General features: G+C 64.5%; 13 protein-coding genes and 1 pseudogene. 2 read left to right on the top strand and 12 right to left on the bottom strand.

Going from position 1 to position 16,388, the window contains the following annotated elements; genetic code table 11:
* A pseudogene (locus tag FJW10_RS08700) lies at positions 1-209 on the top strand (UTP--glucose-1-phosphate uridylyltransferase); the annotation flags it as partial.
* Positions 210-367: 158 nt separating this feature from the next.
* Here the strand turns inward: FJW10_RS08700 and FJW10_RS08695 are convergent.
* Positions 368-2,164, bottom strand: a complete 1,797-nt coding sequence (locus tag FJW10_RS08695; protein WP_140707050.1) for an outer membrane beta-barrel protein — start codon at positions 2,162-2,164, stop codon at positions 368-370.
* A gap of 160 nt (positions 2,165-2,324) precedes the next feature.
* Between FJW10_RS08695 and FJW10_RS08690 the strand changes: the two genes are divergently transcribed.
* Entirely contained in the window at positions 2,325-3,326 is a 1,002-nt protein-coding gene (locus FJW10_RS08690) for a KpsF/GutQ family sugar-phosphate isomerase (protein ID WP_140827380.1), read from the top strand.
* A gap of 8 nt (positions 3,327-3,334) precedes the next feature.
* Here the strand turns inward: FJW10_RS08690 and FJW10_RS08685 are convergent, their stop codons facing one another.
* The 11 genes from FJW10_RS08685 to FJW10_RS08635 all read right to left on the bottom strand — a co-directional run bounded on the left by FJW10_RS08685 (position 3,335) and on the right by FJW10_RS08635 (position 16,346).
* Positions 3,335-3,799: an NfeD family protein gene (locus tag FJW10_RS08685; RefSeq protein ID WP_140706926.1), complete on the bottom strand. Its 465-nt coding sequence runs from the start codon at positions 3,797-3,799 to the stop codon at positions 3,335-3,337.
* Positions 3,800-3,822: 23 nt separating this feature from the next.
* Positions 3,823-4,773 (bottom strand): SPFH domain-containing protein, encoded by a 951-nt coding sequence (locus FJW10_RS08680; RefSeq protein ID WP_140899740.1) that lies wholly within the window; start codon positions 4,771-4,773, stop codon positions 3,823-3,825.
* 239 nt (positions 4,774-5,012) lie between these two features.
* The gene (hemH, locus tag FJW10_RS08675) at positions 5,013-6,077 is read right to left on the bottom strand and encodes a ferrochelatase (RefSeq protein ID WP_140899739.1); all 1,065 of its coding nucleotides are present in this window, start codon (positions 6,075-6,077) and stop codon (positions 5,013-5,015) included.
* A 141-nt stretch (positions 6,078-6,218) separates the two neighbouring features.
* Entirely contained in the window at positions 6,219-8,339 is a 2,121-nt protein-coding gene (locus tag FJW10_RS08670) for a 5'-nucleotidase C-terminal domain-containing protein (protein WP_140899738.1), read from the bottom strand.
* A 190-nt stretch (positions 8,340-8,529) separates the two neighbouring features.
* The gene (locus FJW10_RS08665) at positions 8,530-8,907 is read right to left on the bottom strand and encodes a hypothetical protein (RefSeq protein ID WP_140827387.1); all 378 of its coding nucleotides are present in this window, start codon (positions 8,905-8,907) and stop codon (positions 8,530-8,532) included.
* An 86-nt stretch (positions 8,908-8,993) separates the two neighbouring features.
* Positions 8,994-10,439 (bottom strand): homospermidine synthase, encoded by a 1,446-nt coding sequence (locus FJW10_RS08660; RefSeq protein ID WP_140899737.1) that lies wholly within the window; start codon positions 10,437-10,439, stop codon positions 8,994-8,996.
* 131 nt (positions 10,440-10,570) lie between these two features.
* On the bottom strand, positions 10,571-11,506 hold the full coding sequence (locus tag FJW10_RS08655; protein ID WP_140827393.1) for a DUF3445 domain-containing protein: 936 nt from the start codon (positions 11,504-11,506) through the stop codon (positions 10,571-10,573).
* Between the two features lie 25 nt (positions 11,507-11,531).
* Positions 11,532-12,194, bottom strand: a complete 663-nt coding sequence (locus FJW10_RS08650) for an aminotransferase class IV family protein (RefSeq protein ID WP_140899736.1) — start codon at positions 12,192-12,194, stop codon at positions 11,532-11,534.
* Positions 12,143-13,288 (bottom strand): aminodeoxychorismate synthase component I, encoded by a 1,146-nt coding sequence (locus FJW10_RS08645; RefSeq protein ID WP_140899735.1) that lies wholly within the window; start codon positions 13,286-13,288, stop codon positions 12,143-12,145. Before FJW10_RS08645 ends, FJW10_RS08650 begins: the two co-directional genes overlap by 52 nt.
* Before the next feature lie 159 nt (positions 13,289-13,447).
* Positions 13,448-14,152: a proton-conducting membrane transporter gene (locus tag FJW10_RS08640; protein ID WP_140899734.1), complete on the bottom strand. Its 705-nt coding sequence runs from the start codon at positions 14,150-14,152 to the stop codon at positions 13,448-13,450.
* A 355-nt stretch (positions 14,153-14,507) separates the two neighbouring features.
* Positions 14,508-16,346 (bottom strand): M3 family oligoendopeptidase, encoded by a 1,839-nt coding sequence (locus tag FJW10_RS08635; protein ID WP_181177459.1) that lies wholly within the window; start codon positions 16,344-16,346, stop codon positions 14,508-14,510.
* Positions 16,347-16,388 lie beyond the last annotated feature (42 nt).

Raw genomic sequence — 16,388 nt, 5'->3', positions numbered from 1 at the left:
ACGCGATGCTGAAGCTGGAGAAGAAGCAGCCCTTCTACGGCTATCACTACAAGGGGCGCACCTTCGACTGCGGCTCGCCGGAAGGTTTCGTCGAGGCCAATGTCGCCTTTGCTCTGTGGCGCAGCGACATGAACGAAAGCATGGCCGGCGTCATCCGCACGCTGCTCGACGAGGTGCGGCCGGCAGAGCGCCGCGGGGCGGCGTTCTAGCCTATGCCGATATTCAGGTGAGGCCGGTCTGCGAACGGCCGGTTCCTGCGCTTCCGGTGCTCACATACTTTGAGTACGCTCCGCTCCGGTTCTCGGAACCCACCGCTCTCGACTCGGCCTGACCTGAATCTCGACATAGGCTTGGTCGTCCACTGCGTTCAGCGCTGGACCTTCAATCCGAGATAGACGCTGTTGGTCGTGTAGTCGCGTCCTGGCAGGTTGCTGGTCAGCTTCTCCGTCCTCACCCTGGTGGTGACCCCGGCATAGCGGTTCAGCCACCAGGTCAGCCCGGCCTCGGCGCTCAGGATCATGTCGTGGCCGTCGGAGCCGGTGTAATCGCGCCAGTCGAGGCCCAGCGCCGAGTTCGCCGTCAGATTGGCGCGGATCTGGCGCTCGCCGGTCAAACGGCCGGAGTAGAGGATATCGCCGCTCTGGCCTGCCGTCGTGGTGGTCTCTACTTCGGTCTTTCCGGTGAGCCCGATGGTTGTGCCGCGCTCGGGCGACCATTTGAGGTCGGCGTTGACGCTGGGACCGGCGATCGCCGGGAGGCGGCTGTCGTCGAGCGCCTCGCGCAGCCAGCCAACGGAGAATTCGCCCGAAAGCTTGTCACCCATATCGAGCTCGAGGCCGGCGCGGGCTCCGAACCTCTTGGAGGAGCGAGCGAAATCGTCGGCATCGAGACGCTGATCATAGACCCTACGGCCGAGCTCGACTTCCGTGAAGGGCGTCAGCGCTGGCGAGATCTCATAACCGGTGCGCAAGGTGGCGGTGTAGAGCGTGTTGTTGCGATCTTTCTGCGAGATGCTGGTGCCGTCGGTGAGCTCGGCGTCGCCGTAGAAGTCGTGCGAGACCGCGCCGGTCAGCGCGTAATGCATCTTGCCGATACTTTTTTCGAGACCAAGGCTGCCGTCGACGGTCTGGCGCAGCGGCTGCGAGGTGACGCCGGCGATCGCATCCGGCGAGGAGGCCGATTCGGGCGCGGCTTCATAGCCCAGCTTGGCAATGGCGCGCAGCTCGTTGTCGAGATCGACATTGAGCTGACCTTCAATGCGGCCTTGCGCATCGTTGATCTTTTCGCCCGAGACGCTGTTGCGGAACTGACCGTAGCCGGTGACCAAGGCTGAATTCTCGCGCCAGTCGGAGGTCGCGGTGAAACGCAGCGCCGTCTCGGACAGAACCGCCGATTTGCCGGTGCTGCTGGAATCGGCGTTGGAGGTCGCGGTGAAGCCCTGCTCGAGTGTCGGCCGGAAGACAAAGGTGCCGACCTTGACTCCGGGAGCGGCGAAAGGATCGTCCTCCGGCTTGACCTTCTGGCCTTCGATGGATGCCGTGCGCTCCTGGCCTGGGTCGAGCTTCTGCTTGTCGACGCTATCGATGGTGACGGCACGCCGGTTGCTGCCGTCATCGTCGGTCGCCGCAGCATCAGCCTGGTCGCCGGTGGCGGTGGTCGCGGCGGTGGTCGTGCCGTCGGTAGCCTCGCCCGCCTTCTTCTTGGCCTTGTTCCTGTTGGCGGTCTTGGTATCCGCCTTGGCGGCGGACTTGGCGTCCCGGGCACGCTGAGCAGCCGTCGAGGGCCGGCGGGGTTTTGCCGGCGCCTTCGTGTCGACCAATGGATCGTCTGTTGCCTGCGGCTGGTCGAAGATGCTGTCCGTCGCGCCCGCCGTCTGATCGTCATCGGGAACGGCGCCGGGGCTCGACGGCTGGTAGGTCGTCGGTGCCGTGTCCTGAGCGGCCGCGGGCGGGGTCTGATCCAGCGACCCTTGCGCCCGCAACTGCCTGGCCTTGCGCTGCTGGTCGGCGAGTATGGCCGATTCGGAGACCTCGCCGCGCAGCTCTGTTTCCTGGGAAAATGCCGGAGCGGGACGCAGCAAGGCAAGCGCGCTTGCCGTCAGCAGCAGTGCCGCGACAGCAATGCCCCTTCGACCGATTTTCGTTTCAGACTGGCCCCCGGACATCGTCACCACTGCTTGCGCGGCGCGGTTGCGCCATACTTACCGAACCGTAAATGCGGATGGTTAACGGAGGGTTGAGACAGCCGCCTTGGAGCCGCCCGGATCGGCAGGCCGCGGCAATTCTGTTGGACAGGGGCGCGGCAAAGCGCTAATCGCTTGCGCCATGCATGCGGGGTCCCCAGAAAGAAAGCAGCCGGACAGGCAGGCTGCGATCGAATCGGCGCTGAGAACGGTGGCGACGGAGCAGGCGGGTGTGGCTGCCCTGGCCGCCGCGCTCGCAGACGGGCTGGCCGAGCCTTTTGCCGCCGCGATCGACCTGATCTCGCGGATCGAGGGCCGCGTCATTGTCACCGGTGTCGGCAAGAGCGGCCATATCGGCGCCAAGATCGCCGCGACGCTTGCCTCGACCGGCACGCCCGCCTTTTTCGTCCATCCGGCCGAGGCCAATCACGGCGATCTCGGCATGATCGCCCGGGATGACGCCATCATCGCCATGTCCTGGTCGGGCGAGAGCAAGGAATTGATGGGCATCGTCGCCTACTCCAGGCGTTTTTCCATTCCGTTGATCGCCATCACCTCTGGCGAGAGCTCGGCGCTGGCGCGGGCCGCCGATGTCGTGCTGCTCCTGCCGGCGGTGCCGGAGGCCTGTCCGCACGGGCTGGCGCCGACAACGTCGGCCTTGCTGCAACTCGTAATGGGCGATGCGCTGGCGATCGCGCTGCTCGAGGCGCGGGGCTTCACGCCGGACCATTTCCGCACCTTCCACCCGGGCGGGCAGCTTGGAGCCAATCTGACCCAGCTGCGCGAAATCATGCATGTCGGTGAAAGGCTGCCGCTGGTGCCGTCGGGCACCGCAATGCGTGAGGCAATCCTGGAGCTGTCGCGTAAGGGCTTCGGCTGCGTGGCGATCACCGCCGCCGACGGCGCGCTGGTCGGCATCATCACCGACGGCGATATCCGCCGCCATATCGGCAACGACATTCTGACGATGAGCGTCGATCAGGTGATGACCAAGAAGCCGAAGACGGCGAGTCCGGACACGCTGGTGGCGACGGCGCTGCAGACGATCAATACATCCGCCATCACCAGCCTGATGGTTGTCGAGGGCGGACGGCCCGTCGGGCTCGTCCATCTCCACGATCTGTTGCGCATCGGCGCCGCTTAGGTCCGCCTTCAGATCGCTTCGACTGTAAGCTCCAGATCGGTATCCGCGGCTCCCGTGACGCGCACCTGCGCGCCGACCGGCAGGTCGGGACCGGAGACGCGCCACAGCGTGTCGCCGAGCCGGATGCGGCCGCGGCCGTTCTTGATCGGCTCGGCCAGCGTCGCCGTGCGGCCGACCATCTGCGCGCCGCGGCGGTTGAGCAGCGGCTGGTCGCCGCTGCCCTGCCGGCTGAAGGCGATCTGCCTGCCGACATAGGCCGACACAACGGCCAGCACGAGGAAGGCGAGGACCTGGACCTGCCAGGTCCAGAAGGCGGCGTCCCAGATCGCCAGCGACACAGCGCCGATGATCAGCGCCGCAATGCCGATCCACAGCATGAAGACGCCTGGCGCAACGATCTCCATCACCAGGAGCACGAAGCCCAGAACCATCCAGTTCCACGGGCCGAGTTCGGAAACGATACGGTCTATCACAATGCCCACCTATACCGCAGACATCAGTTGTCGTTCGGGCGAACCACCGGCGGGCGCGCCGTCTGCCGTTGCGTGCCGGTGCTACCGTCGTTCTTGAACATTTCCCTGGCGATCTCGCCGATGCCACCCAGCGTGCCGATGAGCGACGAGGCCTCCAGCGGCATCAGCACGATCTTGCTGTTCGTAGCCGAGCCGATCTTGGTCAGCGCCTCGGTGTATTTCTGGGCGATGAAGTAGTTGAGCGCCTGGACGTCGCCCTTGGCGATAGCTTCCGACACGACCTGCGTCGCCTTGGCCTCCGCTTCAGCCGAGCGCTCGCGCGCCTCGGCGTCGCGGAAGGCTGCTTCCTTGCGGCCCTCGGCCTCGAGGATCTGCGATTGCTTGAGGCCTTCGGCGGCCAGGATCTGGGCGCGCTTGTTGCGCTCCGCCGTCATCTGGCGGCCCATCGATTCGATGAGATTGGCCGGCGGATTGATGTCCTTGATCTCGACGCGGGTGATCTTGATGCCCCACGGATGCGCCGCCTCGTCAACGACACGCAACAGGCGCTCGTTGATGGCGTCGCGGTTGGACAGCAATTCGTCGAGGTCCATCGAACCCATGACGGTACGGATGTTGGTCATGGTCAGGTTGAGGATGGCGTTCTGCAGCCCGGCCACCTGATAAGCGGCCTGCGCGGCATTGAGTATCTGGTAGAAGGCGATGCCGTCGACACCGACGATGGCGTTGTCGCGGGTGATGATCTCCTGCGTCGGCACATCGAGCACCTGCTCCATCATGTTCATCTTGGCGCCGACGCGCTCGAAGATGGGGTTGATGATGTTCAGGCCGGGAGTCAGCGTCTTGGTGTACCGGCCGAAGCGTTCCACCGTGTAATTGTAACCTTGCGGCACCGTCTTGATGCCTTTGAAAAGAAGGATGATGACCAGGAAGACAAGAACGACGATGGCAATATCGAAACCGCTGAAGCCCATTTCGTATCTCCCTCAATAGGCACCGACTTCACGGAATCACTTAAGTGTGTTTCCGCAACGTTACAATCAGGTGATCGGGAATATTGGTTAGCGAAGGCTTTTGCGCACCGGTTTCAAGCTAAAGCGCGTCGCGCTGAAACGGATTCAGTCGACACGCTTTAAGTCATTGTCTTGATGCATGTCGTTGTCCCAGAACCGCTGCACACTTCCGGGCGACATGCATCAGTCGGTGAAGGCGGTCACACCCAGCCGGCAAGCTCGCGCCGCACCAGCGCCTCGACCACCGCCATGCCCTCGACGCTGTCGTTGAGACAGGGGATGTGGGCAAAATTCTTGCCGCCGGCGTGATGGAAGGTTTCGGCCGCCTCGCGGCCGATCTCGTCCAGCGTCTCGATGCAGTCGACGGAGAAGCCCGGGTTGACGACGGCGATCGACTTCACGCCGTCCTTGGCCAGTTTCTCGACCGTGACGTCGGTATAGGGCTGCAGCCATTCCTGCGCGCCGAAGCGCGACTGGAAGGTGGTGATGAGCTTGTTCTCGTCCCAGCCGAGCCTTGCCCGCAGCAGCCGCGTCGTCTCGAGGCAATGCGCCTCGTAGGGATCGCCCTTGTCGGAGTAGGGTTTCGGAATACCGTGATAGGAGGCGATGACCACTTCCGGCTGAAAATCGAGGCTCGCCAGATGCCGTTCGATCGACTGCGCCAGCGCTTCGATGTAAACCGGCTCGTCGTAATAGGGCGGCACGCTGCGGACCGCCGGCGCGCGGCGCATCTTCATCAGCGCGCGAAACAGCTGGTCGTTCGCGGTCGCCGTCGTCGTCGCCGAATATTGCGGGTACAGGGGGAAGGAAAGGATGCGCTCGCAGCCTTGCGCGACCAGCTTTTGTGCGACGCTCGCCGTCGAGGGGTTGCCGTAGCGCATCGCCCAGTCGACCGTCACGTTGGGCAAGTCGCCGAGCGCCACGGCGAGTTTTTCGGCCTGGGCGCGGGTGAACGTGCGCAGCGGCGACTCGTTCATCTCCCGGTTCCAGATACGGGCGTAGTTGGCGCCGGATTTTTTCGGCCGAGTGGTCAGCACGAGGCCGTAGAGGATCGGATACCAGATCGCCTTGTTGAGCTCGATGACGCGCGGGTCGGAGAGGAATTCGCGCAGGTAGCGCCACATCGGCTTGAAATCGGTGCCGTCCGGCGTGCCGAGATTGACCAGCATGATGCCGATCTTGCCCGTCCTGGCTGGTGCAGCGCTCGCCGGCGGCGGGCCAGCGGCCTTTGCGGCTTTGGCATCGGTGGGGCTGGCAAGCGTCATAAACGGTCTCCGGTAGCGCCGCGAAACTAGCGATGCCCTGCCGGTTTTCAATGCTGCGTCTGGCCGCACCTTATCGTGTTTGGCACCGGAAAAGGAACACCCGCCCGTTTCCGGGCGGGCGCCATGAATTCCGGGTGCCGCTTACTTCGCGGCCGGCGGAATGGTCAGCGTCGCGCCGAGCGGCAGGCAGCGCGGCTTATAACCTTGGTTGGCTTCGGAGATGAGCTTCCACTTGGTGGCATCGCCATAGGCTTGCTTGGCCAGGTCCCAATAGGTATCGCCGGCGGCGACGGTGTGGCTGGTCTCGGCCGGCGGTGCTTCAGCGGACTTGGCAGGCTCGGCGGCTGGTGCAGGAGTTGCCGGGGCAGCCTCGGCAGGCTTTACTGGTTCTGCGGCCGGCGCCGCGGGGGCGGTTTCAGCCGGAACCGCCGGCGGCGTGCCGGCGATGTCGCTGGAACCGGAAGGCAGAGCCGGCATTGCCGGTTCGCTCGCGGCCGGTGCGGTCTCGGCCGGTTTTGCCGCCTCGGCTGCCGGCGCCTGGGTCGTGGCTGCAGGAGCGGCCTCAGCCGGCTTTGCCGGCTCCGCCGGTGCGGGAGTTGTTGCGGCAGGCGCCGTCTCGGCTGGTTTTGCCGGCTCAGCCGCCGCGGTCGTTGCCGCAATCTCGGTGATGCGGCCGTCAAGCTTCGGCGTGTAGGGCTGGTGGGCGCCGAGATAGTCGGCCAACACCTGCTCTAGGCCGGGGCCGTAATCATAGGCGTCCGTGGCCTTGTCGGCGAAGACCTTGTAGCCGTCGCCGCCCTGGCGGACGTAGTTGTTGGTGGCGACGAGGTACTGCTTGTCGGGATTGATCGGCGCCCATGCGCCGTTCTCCATCACCTCGACCGATTTGACGCGGCCGGCATTGGGCGCGACCGATCTGTCGAAGGAATATTTGATGCCGGCGACCTGCGGGAAACGGCCGGCGCCGTCCTCGATCTGGCTGAGGCCGCTTTCGAGGCCCGCGACCAGGTCCTTGCCCGAGATCTTGAAGGTGGCCAGCGTGTTCTGGAACGGCAGCACGGTCAGTACCTCGCCCATGGTCACCGTACCCTGGTCGATCGAAGCGCGCAGGCCACCGCCGTTCGAGATGACGATTTCGACGCCCTGGCCCTTGGTGCGGTCGAGAACGGCATCCGAGACGAGATTGCCCATCTCGCATTCGCGCGCGCGGCAATTCTCGCGGCTGCCGTCGATCGCCTTGGTGGTCTCGGCCACCTCCTTGTTCTTCAGCGCCTCGATCGGCGCGCCGAGTTCCTTGATGCGGGCCAGCACGGCCGGATCGGGGGTGATCGACTTGTCGAGGTAGATCGGGTCGCCGCTGGCCTCCTTGATGACGCCGTTGTCGTCGAACACGACCTTGAACTCGCCGAGATATTTCGAATAGGACGCCGCCTGCACCACCGGCACCTTCGAGCCGTCGGGGTTGTCGACCATCGTAGGATAGGGACCCTCGGCCTTCGGGTCGGTGTTCGACAGAAGCGTATGGCTGTGGCCGCCGACCACCACGTCGATGCCGGGAATTTTCGCTATGACGTCGCGCTCGCGCCTATAGCCGATATGCGTCACGGCGATGATCTTGTTGATGCCTTGCGCCTTCAGCTTCTCGACCTCGGCCGTGATCGACTTGACATCGTCGGTGATGGCGATGTTCGGGCCGGGCGAGGCGAGTTCCGGCGTGTCGTTGGTGACGGCGCCGATGATGCCGATCTTCTGGCCGCCGACCTCGACGACGATCGAAGGCTTGATCTTGCCCGCCGCACCCGACTTGTCGTTGGGCACGACATTGGCGCTGACGATCGGGAATTTCGCCTTGTCGAGGAACGGCACCAGCGCGGGCTCGCCGTCATCGAACTCATGGTTGCCGAGCGTTACCGCGTCGGGCTTGATCTGATTGAGGAACTCCTCTTCCACCGCACCCTTGTAGGTGGTGTAGAACAGCGATCCCTGGAAGTTGTCGCCGGCGTTGAGCAGCAGCACGTTCTGGCCTTCGAGCTTCTTGCGCTGCTCAGCAATCGCGGTGATCAGCCGGCCGGCGCCGCCGATGCATTCGCCCTTGGTCTCCTCGTCGGCGGAACAGGTCGACTCGTATTTGTTGTTGCCTTCGATGCGGCTGTGCCAATCGTTGAAATGCAGGATGTTCAGCGTGTAGTCGGCAAAAGATACGCCAGCAGACAGGCCGAGCGTCGAGGCGGAGAGGGCTAGGATCGCGGCAATCTTCTTCATCTTCGTCTCCCGGATGAGCTGACTTCGAAGGTGCTTGATGACCCCGCTTGACCGGACAATAACAGTCAGCCTCGGGTCATGTTCACATCGGGTTCCGGGCGATGCAAGTGGAAATCCGGAAGTGTTTTGCCGGCACAAAAAGGGACGGCGGCCTGCGCCGCCGTTCTGTCAGCCGACGATTTGCGAACCCTCAAGCCCGGCGCGTCAGCACGAAATTCTGGCCGCTGGCGCTGGTGCAGTTGAGCTGGCTGGTGGAGATCATCAGGCAGTTGAAGCTGACCGGGGTCTGGCGGATCAACGAGGTGCCATGGATCTCGACCGAGGTCGCGCCGGTCATGGTGTAGCTGCCTTCCGACAGCTTCTGGCCGGTGTCGGTTGCGACGGTGGTGAAGCTGCCAGCCGTGAAGGTCGACAGGCCGGTGCCCTTGGCGTCGATCCAGTTGCCCTCGACGCCCTTCGGCGCCGCCGCCATCGACGGCTGGTCCGAGGGACCGGTGGTGGTGCAGGCGGCCGCAGCCAAAAGGCTTGCCGCGGCGCCTGCCGAAAGCAGTTTGCGCGCAATGGTCATTTTTGAAAATCCTCTCCTCAGTCCGCATCCTTCAATCGCCCGATTTCCGGGCGATTGCAAGGCGGAGGCTCTGGTCAGTCCGGGCGCTATCGGACCAGAATGTTGCGGAACTGCCACGGATCGTCCTTGTCCAGATCCTCCGGGAAGAGACCCGGCCGATTATCCAGCGGCGTCCAGTCAGTGTAGTAGCCCCTGACCGGCCCGAGATAAGGCGACTGCACTTCGAGGCAACGCCGGTAGTCCATCTCGTCGGCCTCCACGATACCGGCGGTCGGATTCTCCAGCGCCCAGACCATGCCGGCGAGCACCGCCGAGGTGACCTGCAGGCCGGTGGCGTTCTGGTAGGGGGCGAGCTTGCGCGCCTCGGCCAGCGACAGCTGCGAGCCGTACCAGTAGGCGTTCTTGTCATGGCCGTAGAGCAGCACGCCGAGCTCGTCGACGCCGTCGACCAGCTCGTTTTCGTCGAGCACGTGGTGAACCGGCTGCGGCTTGCCGGCGGCGCCGAACATCTCGTCCAGCGACAGCAAGGCGTCGTTGCAGGGATGGTAGGCGTAGTGGCAGGTCGGGCGGTATTGAAGCTTGCCCTTCTTCGAGCGCACGGTGAAGAAATCGGCGATCGAGATCGCCTCGTTATGCGTTACCAGGAGGCCATATTGCGCGCCCGGCGTCGGGCACCAGGAGCGCACGCGGGTGTTGGCGCCTGGCTGTTCCAGATAGATCGCCGCCTTGGAACCGTGCTTGTGCTTCTTGCCGTTCTTCGGCATCCACTTCTCATGCGTGCCCCAGCCGAGCTCGGCCGGCTGCAGTCCCTCCGAGATGAAGCCTTCGACCGACCAGGTGTTCCAGAACACGTTCATCGGCTTCGGCTTCTTGGTGCGCTGTGTGTCACGCTCGGCGATATGGATGCCCTTGACGCCAGCCTTCTTCATCAGCCTGGCCCAGGCCTCGCGGTCTTCCTGCGCGGGCTCTGAAAACACGAGACCGAGATCGGTGGCGAGGTTGACCAGCGCCTTCTTGACGAACCACGAGACCATGCCGGGATTGGCGCCGCAGGTGGAGACCGCCGTCGGGCCGCCGGGCTTGTCCTGCTTTTCCTCAATCATCGCCTCGCGCAGCGCATAGTTGGTGCGGCTGGCATTGTCGGCCTCGGCGTCGAAATAGAAGCCGAGCCACGGCTCGACGACGGTGTCGATGTAGAGCACGCCGAGCTTGCGGCACAATTTCATCAGGTCCACCGAGCCGGTGTCGACCGACAGGTTCACGCAAAAGCCCTGGCCGCCGCCATTGGTCAGAAGCGGCGTCAGCAGCTTCTTGTAATTCTTCTCGGTCACCGCGTCCTGGACGAAGGCGATGCCACGCTCGTCGAGCAGCTTGCGGTCGGTATCGCGCGGATCGACGACCGTCATGCGCGACTTGTCGAACTTGAAATGGCGTTCGATCAGCGGCAGCGTTCCCCGCCCGATCGAACCGAAGCCGATCATCACGACGGGACCGGTGATTTCACCGTAAACGGGCCAGTTTTCATTCGCCATTTTTTCGCACACTCCTTCAAACACGCGTAAAACCGAGCGTTTTTCGCCCGACGGCCAAGCCGTACACCACAGATCATTGTCATAAACCAGCGAAAAGCGCCAATCGCGGGTAAGTCGGTTTGGCGGCGTGGTTAAGCTGATCCGGCGATACCGTTTAGGAATGCAACCAGCCGGTCTCGGTCGGCGGTCAGGCCCTTGTAGTCGAGTTGTTGCTGGTCGAGGGCCAGGAGCTGCTCCACGAAGGATGCAGCCAGCGTTGCCCGGTCCGGATGGGCATCGAGCACCTTGAGCGGATCGAGATGGATGCGGATGGTGAACAGGATGTCGCGCGACGCGGGAAGCTTGCGCAGCGTCTGGCGTTCGACGCGGATGAAGGCGTGGGCGTCGACATCGCCGTCGGGGAAGCGGCTCGGGCGGCTCGTGGCGCGGTCGATGCGCTCGACATTGGAAAGCGGATGATAGAGCCTGTCATCCGCCTGGATCGACCAGTTGAAGCGCTCGACCGCCTGGCCCTGCAGGCCGTCGAACATGCGGTTGATGAGTTCGGCCGGCCGCGTGCCGGGTCCGAATCCAGGCACCGGTTCGTGGATTTCCTGCAGCGGCTTGCCGAATTTTTCCTGGAGCGACCAGGACGAGGGAAAGCAAAGCGAGCCGGCGGCGAGCCGCCAGCCGCGCTCGTCGCGGCGCATCAGGATCAGGTCCTCCTGGACCAGCAGCGAAGCCTGTGCGAGCGGTGCCTCGCGCAGGGCAGGAGGCAACCGGTCGATCGTCCGGTCGAAACCGATCGGCTTGAAATCGGCTCGGTCACGGCGGTGCGTGCCGGAATGCGCGGCCTCGAGATGGGCGACGAGCAGGTCGAGCACCTCGCGTTGAGCGTCGCGGGTGCCGCCTTCCTCGACAAAGACCTTTTGCGGGATCTCCCTGTAGAGCCGCTGCTTTTCGGCCAGATGCGGCAACAGGAATTCATCGACCTCGATCCAGCGGTCGAAGTCGAGCGGCTTCAGCCCGATGGCGAAGAGTTTCGAGGATCCGTCATAGGGCGTGTGGGTCGGCTGGCGAAGGATCATTCTTTGCTTCAAACAGTACGCTGTGTCAGCCCAGTTGCGCCGGGACCAGCCCGCGCAGCGAATTGCCGACGAAGATCGCCTTCGCCGCCTTCAGGTCATCGAAGCTGTAGATCGCTTCCACCGCGCGGCCTTCGTCCAGAAGCTGGCCGCGCAATATTCCAGGCAAAAGGCCGCAGTCGAGGCGGGGCGTGGCGAGCGGGCCGCTGCCGAAATCGGCGAAGAGATTGGTGATCGTGCCCTCGCAGAGCTCGCCGCGCTCGTTGGCCAGCAGCACCTCGTCGGCGCGGGTCGCGAGATATTCGGCGCGTGCCTGCGTGTAGACTTGGCGCCGGCTTGTCTTGTGGCGCAGCAGCGTGTCGCCGGAATCGAGACGGACACGCGCCAGTTGCAGCCGCCAGACCTTGTCGGCGGGCAGCGGTTCATAGGGTTGCGCAGCAGCTGTCACTTCGCCATTGCGCTGCAAGGCAAGGCGCACGCGCGAGGCAGTTCGGTGTCCGCTGACGGTGTTCGACAGCACTTCGCCGATCCGTCCGGGATCGCAGGCGAAGCCGAGTTCGGCGGCGGACGTATAAAGCCTGGCCAGGTGGCGCTCGAAGCGCAGGAAGCCGGAACCGGGCTCCCAGCGCATGGTCTCGATCAGTTCGAAGCCGGCGCCGTTCCCGTCGCGAAGCGCGCTTTCAACAGACACTCCCGATACTCCTCCTCGGCGGTCGAATCGAAGACGACGCCGCCGCCGACATTGTAGACGGCCTCGCCGTCGGCAAAGAGCGAGATGGTGCGGATCGCCACCGAAAACCGCATCCTGCCGCCGGGCGCGATCCAGCCGATGGCGCCGCAATAGACGTCACGCGGCGCGTCTTCCAGCTCGTGCAGGATTTCCATGGCACGGATTTTCGGCGCGCCGGTGATCGAGCCGCAGGGGAAGAGCGCGGCGAAGAGCTGGCGGATGCCGATGCCGGGCAAAAGCCGCGCCCGCACGCGGCTCACCATCTGGTGCACCGTCGGATAGGTCTCGATGCGGAACAGTTCCGGCACGTCCAGCGTGCCGACTTCGCTGATCAGCGAAATGTCGTTGCGCAAAAGGTCGACGATCATCCGGTTCTCGGCCTGGTTCTTCTCGTCGTTGCGCAGGAAGGCCTTCAGCCGCGCGTCCTCGGCCTTGGTCGCGCCGCGTGGCGCGGTGCCTTTCATCGGGTGTGTCTCGATCATGCCGTCGGCATCGATCTCGAAGAACAATTCGGGAGAGCGCGACAGGACGACCGGATTGCCGAGCGAGACCAGCGCGCCATATTTGACCGGCTGGCGTTCCGTCAGCGCGTCGAAGGCCGCAAGCGGATCGCCGGACCATTGCGCACGAACCGGGAAGGTGAGGTTGCCCTGGTAGCAATCGCCCTTGCGGATGTGGTTGTGAAGGCGCGCGAAGCGGCCGGCATAGGCCTCGGCGGACCAGGTTGCCCTTGCATCGAAGATCGGGCCGTTGCTGGCGGGTCCTGCTTTTTGCGGCACCGCTTGCTCGACAGGCGCATCGAAGACGCCAAGGCAGACCAGCGGCGCACGGCGGCCCTCGGGCAGCAGCGGCACCAGTTTCGGCTCGAGCAGGTAACCGGCTTCGTAGGAGAAATAGCCTGCCAGCCATTTGCCGGAGTCCGATGCGGCCTGCGCCCTTTCAAGCGCGGGCATGAACTCTTCCGCGTCCTGCGCGACGATGATCTCGCGCGGCCGGTCGAAGACCAGCTGGCGAGCGGTCGCGTCATTGCGGAAAAGGGCTGCTGGCAGGGACATGAGCCTCGAATGCGGACAAAAAGCACCGTCGACCGCTCTATATGGGAGGCCGGTGGGGCGCAATCGAGGGAGCGGCGTCAGGCGGCGCAAAGGTGGCTGGCCCAAAAACAAAGACGGCGCCCGTAAGGACGCCGCCTTGCTGCCAACCAGGCAGGTTGCTCAGGTGTTGCTTGCGGTTCCGGCCGTCGGGAACTGACGGGCGAATTCGGCCTCGTTGCCGGCGGCCAGCAATTTCGCCTGCTCGATCCATTTTTCGCGCGCGATACGGCCGTCGAAATTGAGCACTTCCTCGATGCGTTTGACGTCGGCGGCGGTCCAGGCGGCGATCTCGGCATAGGTGGTGACGCCGAGGCCTTTGAGCAGCCTTTCGTTGACCGGGCCGATGCCGATGAGGCGGCGCAGATTGTCGGCCTTGCCGGTCGCGGCCTGCGGCGCTGCCGCCTTCTTTGCCGCGGGTGCTGCCGCCTTCTTGGGCGCGGCGGCTTTGGCCGCCGGCTTCGGTGCCGCTGCAGTCTTCGTTGCGGCCGGCTTCTTTGCAGCGGCGGGCTTTGTGGGCCCGGCCTTTGCCGCCGCCGATGTCGCGGTCATCAGCGCTGCCGGCGCCGGCGTGGCGGCCTTATCGGCGCCGGCCTTCGCGGAAGGCGCATCACGCAACCGGCCTTCGAGGTCGGCGCGGGCACGGCCGCAGGCGTCGAGCTCGCCCTTCAACCGATCGCTGTCGGCGCGCAGCCTGTCGCGCTCGCTTCGCGTGCGGTCGAGATCGCCACGCAGACTGTCGAGTTCGCCGCGCAGGCGGCCCCAGATGAACCAGCCAACCAGGATACCCACAACGAACGCCAGGAGCATGTAGAAGAAAGTGCTCATTTCCCTCTCCAGTCCGATCTGTCGGCCGAGGCCCGGAAAGGCGAGCTCACGCCAAGGATCGTCAAAGGTTCCGTAGTCGGCGGAACCGCCGGCTTCAATCGAGCCATCGGCGTTCGGCCTTGTCCGGGCCGACGGCCATCATCGCATCCGCCGTGGCGTAGCGGCCGGCCATCTCTGGCCCGCGCGATGCGTCCGGCTGAGCTTGAGGCCGGACGCTATCATATGGCTTGTCGAAAGCTAGTTGAAAAATGCGCCGGAGAGTTATTCAAGAACAGCTATTTAGGGCAAGAATAGACCCTTGCTAATATGAATCCCGGCTAAACTATTACGACCGATGCCCGCGCCGTAGTTGTCGTCAACTATCGAGCGCTTCCAATTCGTCGATCAACGAACCGATGACGCCGAGGCCGATCTGCCAGAATGCGGGATCGGTGGCGTCGAGGCCGAAGGGCGCAAGAAGCTCGGAGTGATGCTTCGTGCCGCCGGCGCGCAGCATCTCGAAATACTTCTCCTGAAATCCGCGCTCGGCATTCTGGTAGACGGCATAGAGCGAATTCACCAGGCAATCGCCGAAAGCATAGGCATAGACGTAGAAAGGCGAGTGGATGAAATGCGGGATATAGGTCCAGAAGACCTCGTATCCCTCGCGCAGCTTGATCGCCGGCCCCAGGCTCTCGGCCTGCACTTCCAGCCAGAATTCGCCGAGCCTGTCCGAGGTCAGCTCGCCGTTCTTGCGTTCGGCATGCACCTTGCGCTCGAACTCGTAGAAGGCGATCTGGCGCACGACGGTGTTGATCATGTCCTCGACCTTCTGGGCGAGCATGGCCTTGCGCTCGCGCTTGTCGCCGGTCTGCTCGAGCAGCGAGCGGAAGGTCAGCATCTCGCCGAAGACGGAGGCGGTTTCGGCGAGCGTCAGCGGCGTCGAGGCCATCAGCGCGCCCTGGCCGGCGGCCAGCACCTGGTGCACGCCATGGCCGAGCTCATGCGCCAGCGTCATCACATCGCGCGGCTTGCCCATGTAGTTGAGCAGCACGTAGGGATGCGCCGACGGCACCGTCGGGTGGGCGAAGGCGCCCGGGGACTTGCCGGGCCGCACCGGCGCGTCGATCCATCTGCGATCGAAAAAGCCTCGGGCGATTTCGGCCATGTCCGGCGAGAAGCGCTGGTACGCGGAGAGCACCGTGTCCCTGGCGTCGTCCCAGCTGATCACCGCCTGCGGCGTTTCCGGCAGGGGCGCGTTGCGGTCCCAATGGTTCATCACCTCCATGCCGAGCCAGCGCGCCTTCATCGCGTAATAGCGGTGCGACAGCCGCGGATAGGCCTCGCGCACAGCCGCGGCCAGCGCATCGACCACATCGCGCTCGACACGGTTGGCGAGGTGGCGCGAGTCGGCGATATCCTGGAAGCCGCGCCAGCGGTCGGAGATTTCCTTGTCCTTGGCCAAAGTGTTGGTGATGAGCGTGAAGGTGCGCAGGTTCTTGCGGAACGTGGCGGCCAGCGCCTCGGAGGCGCGGCGGCGCACCTCGCCGTTCGAATCCTGCAGCCGGTTCAGCGCCGGCTCGAGCGTCAGTTCCTCGCCGTCGACGTCGAAGCGCAGGTCGGTCATCGTCTCGTCGAACAGGCGGTTCCAGGCGCCGCGCCCGGTGACCGACTTTTCGTGGAACAACTGCTCGACGCGGTCCTCGAGCTGGTAGGGTTTGTCCTTCCTGAGGTCGAGCACCCAAGGCCGGTAGTGGCCGAAGGCCTTGTCGGCGGCCAAAGCGCTTTCGATCGCCGCATCGTCGATCAGGTTGAGCTCGAGCGCGAAGAACAGGAGATGCGCGCTGGCGTCCGTCATCTTTTCCTGGACGTCGCCATAGAGCTTGGCGCGCTGCGGATCGGCCGTGTTGCCGGCATAGACGAGGCCGGCATACGAAACGATGCGGCCGATCAGTTCCTCGAGCGCCTCATAGGCCTTGAGCGCCTCGCCCAGCTGGCCGGCGGCGCCGCGCCCGGCTTCCGCGGCCAGCGTACCCTTCCAGCGGCTCTCGAAGGCGATGGCGTCGCTGGCCGCCTTGGCGATGTCGCGCTTCAACTCCGGCGCTTCCATGCCGGAATAGAGATCGGCGAGATTCCACTCCGGCAGGGCGCCAAGCTCCGCCGCGCCCTGTCCGGACGACGCCGCCGCAAGCCGCTGACCAAACATCATGCGCATCAACAATACCTTTTTTGAACCAAGGAGCCAGAATCAAAGGGA

Source organism: Mesorhizobium sp. B4-1-1, from assembly GCF_006439375.1.
GTDB lineage: Bacteria > Pseudomonadota > Alphaproteobacteria > Rhizobiales > Rhizobiaceae > Mesorhizobium.
The sequence above is the reverse complement of the archived record's forward strand: the minus strand, read 5'-3'. Positions and strand labels throughout refer to the sequence as shown.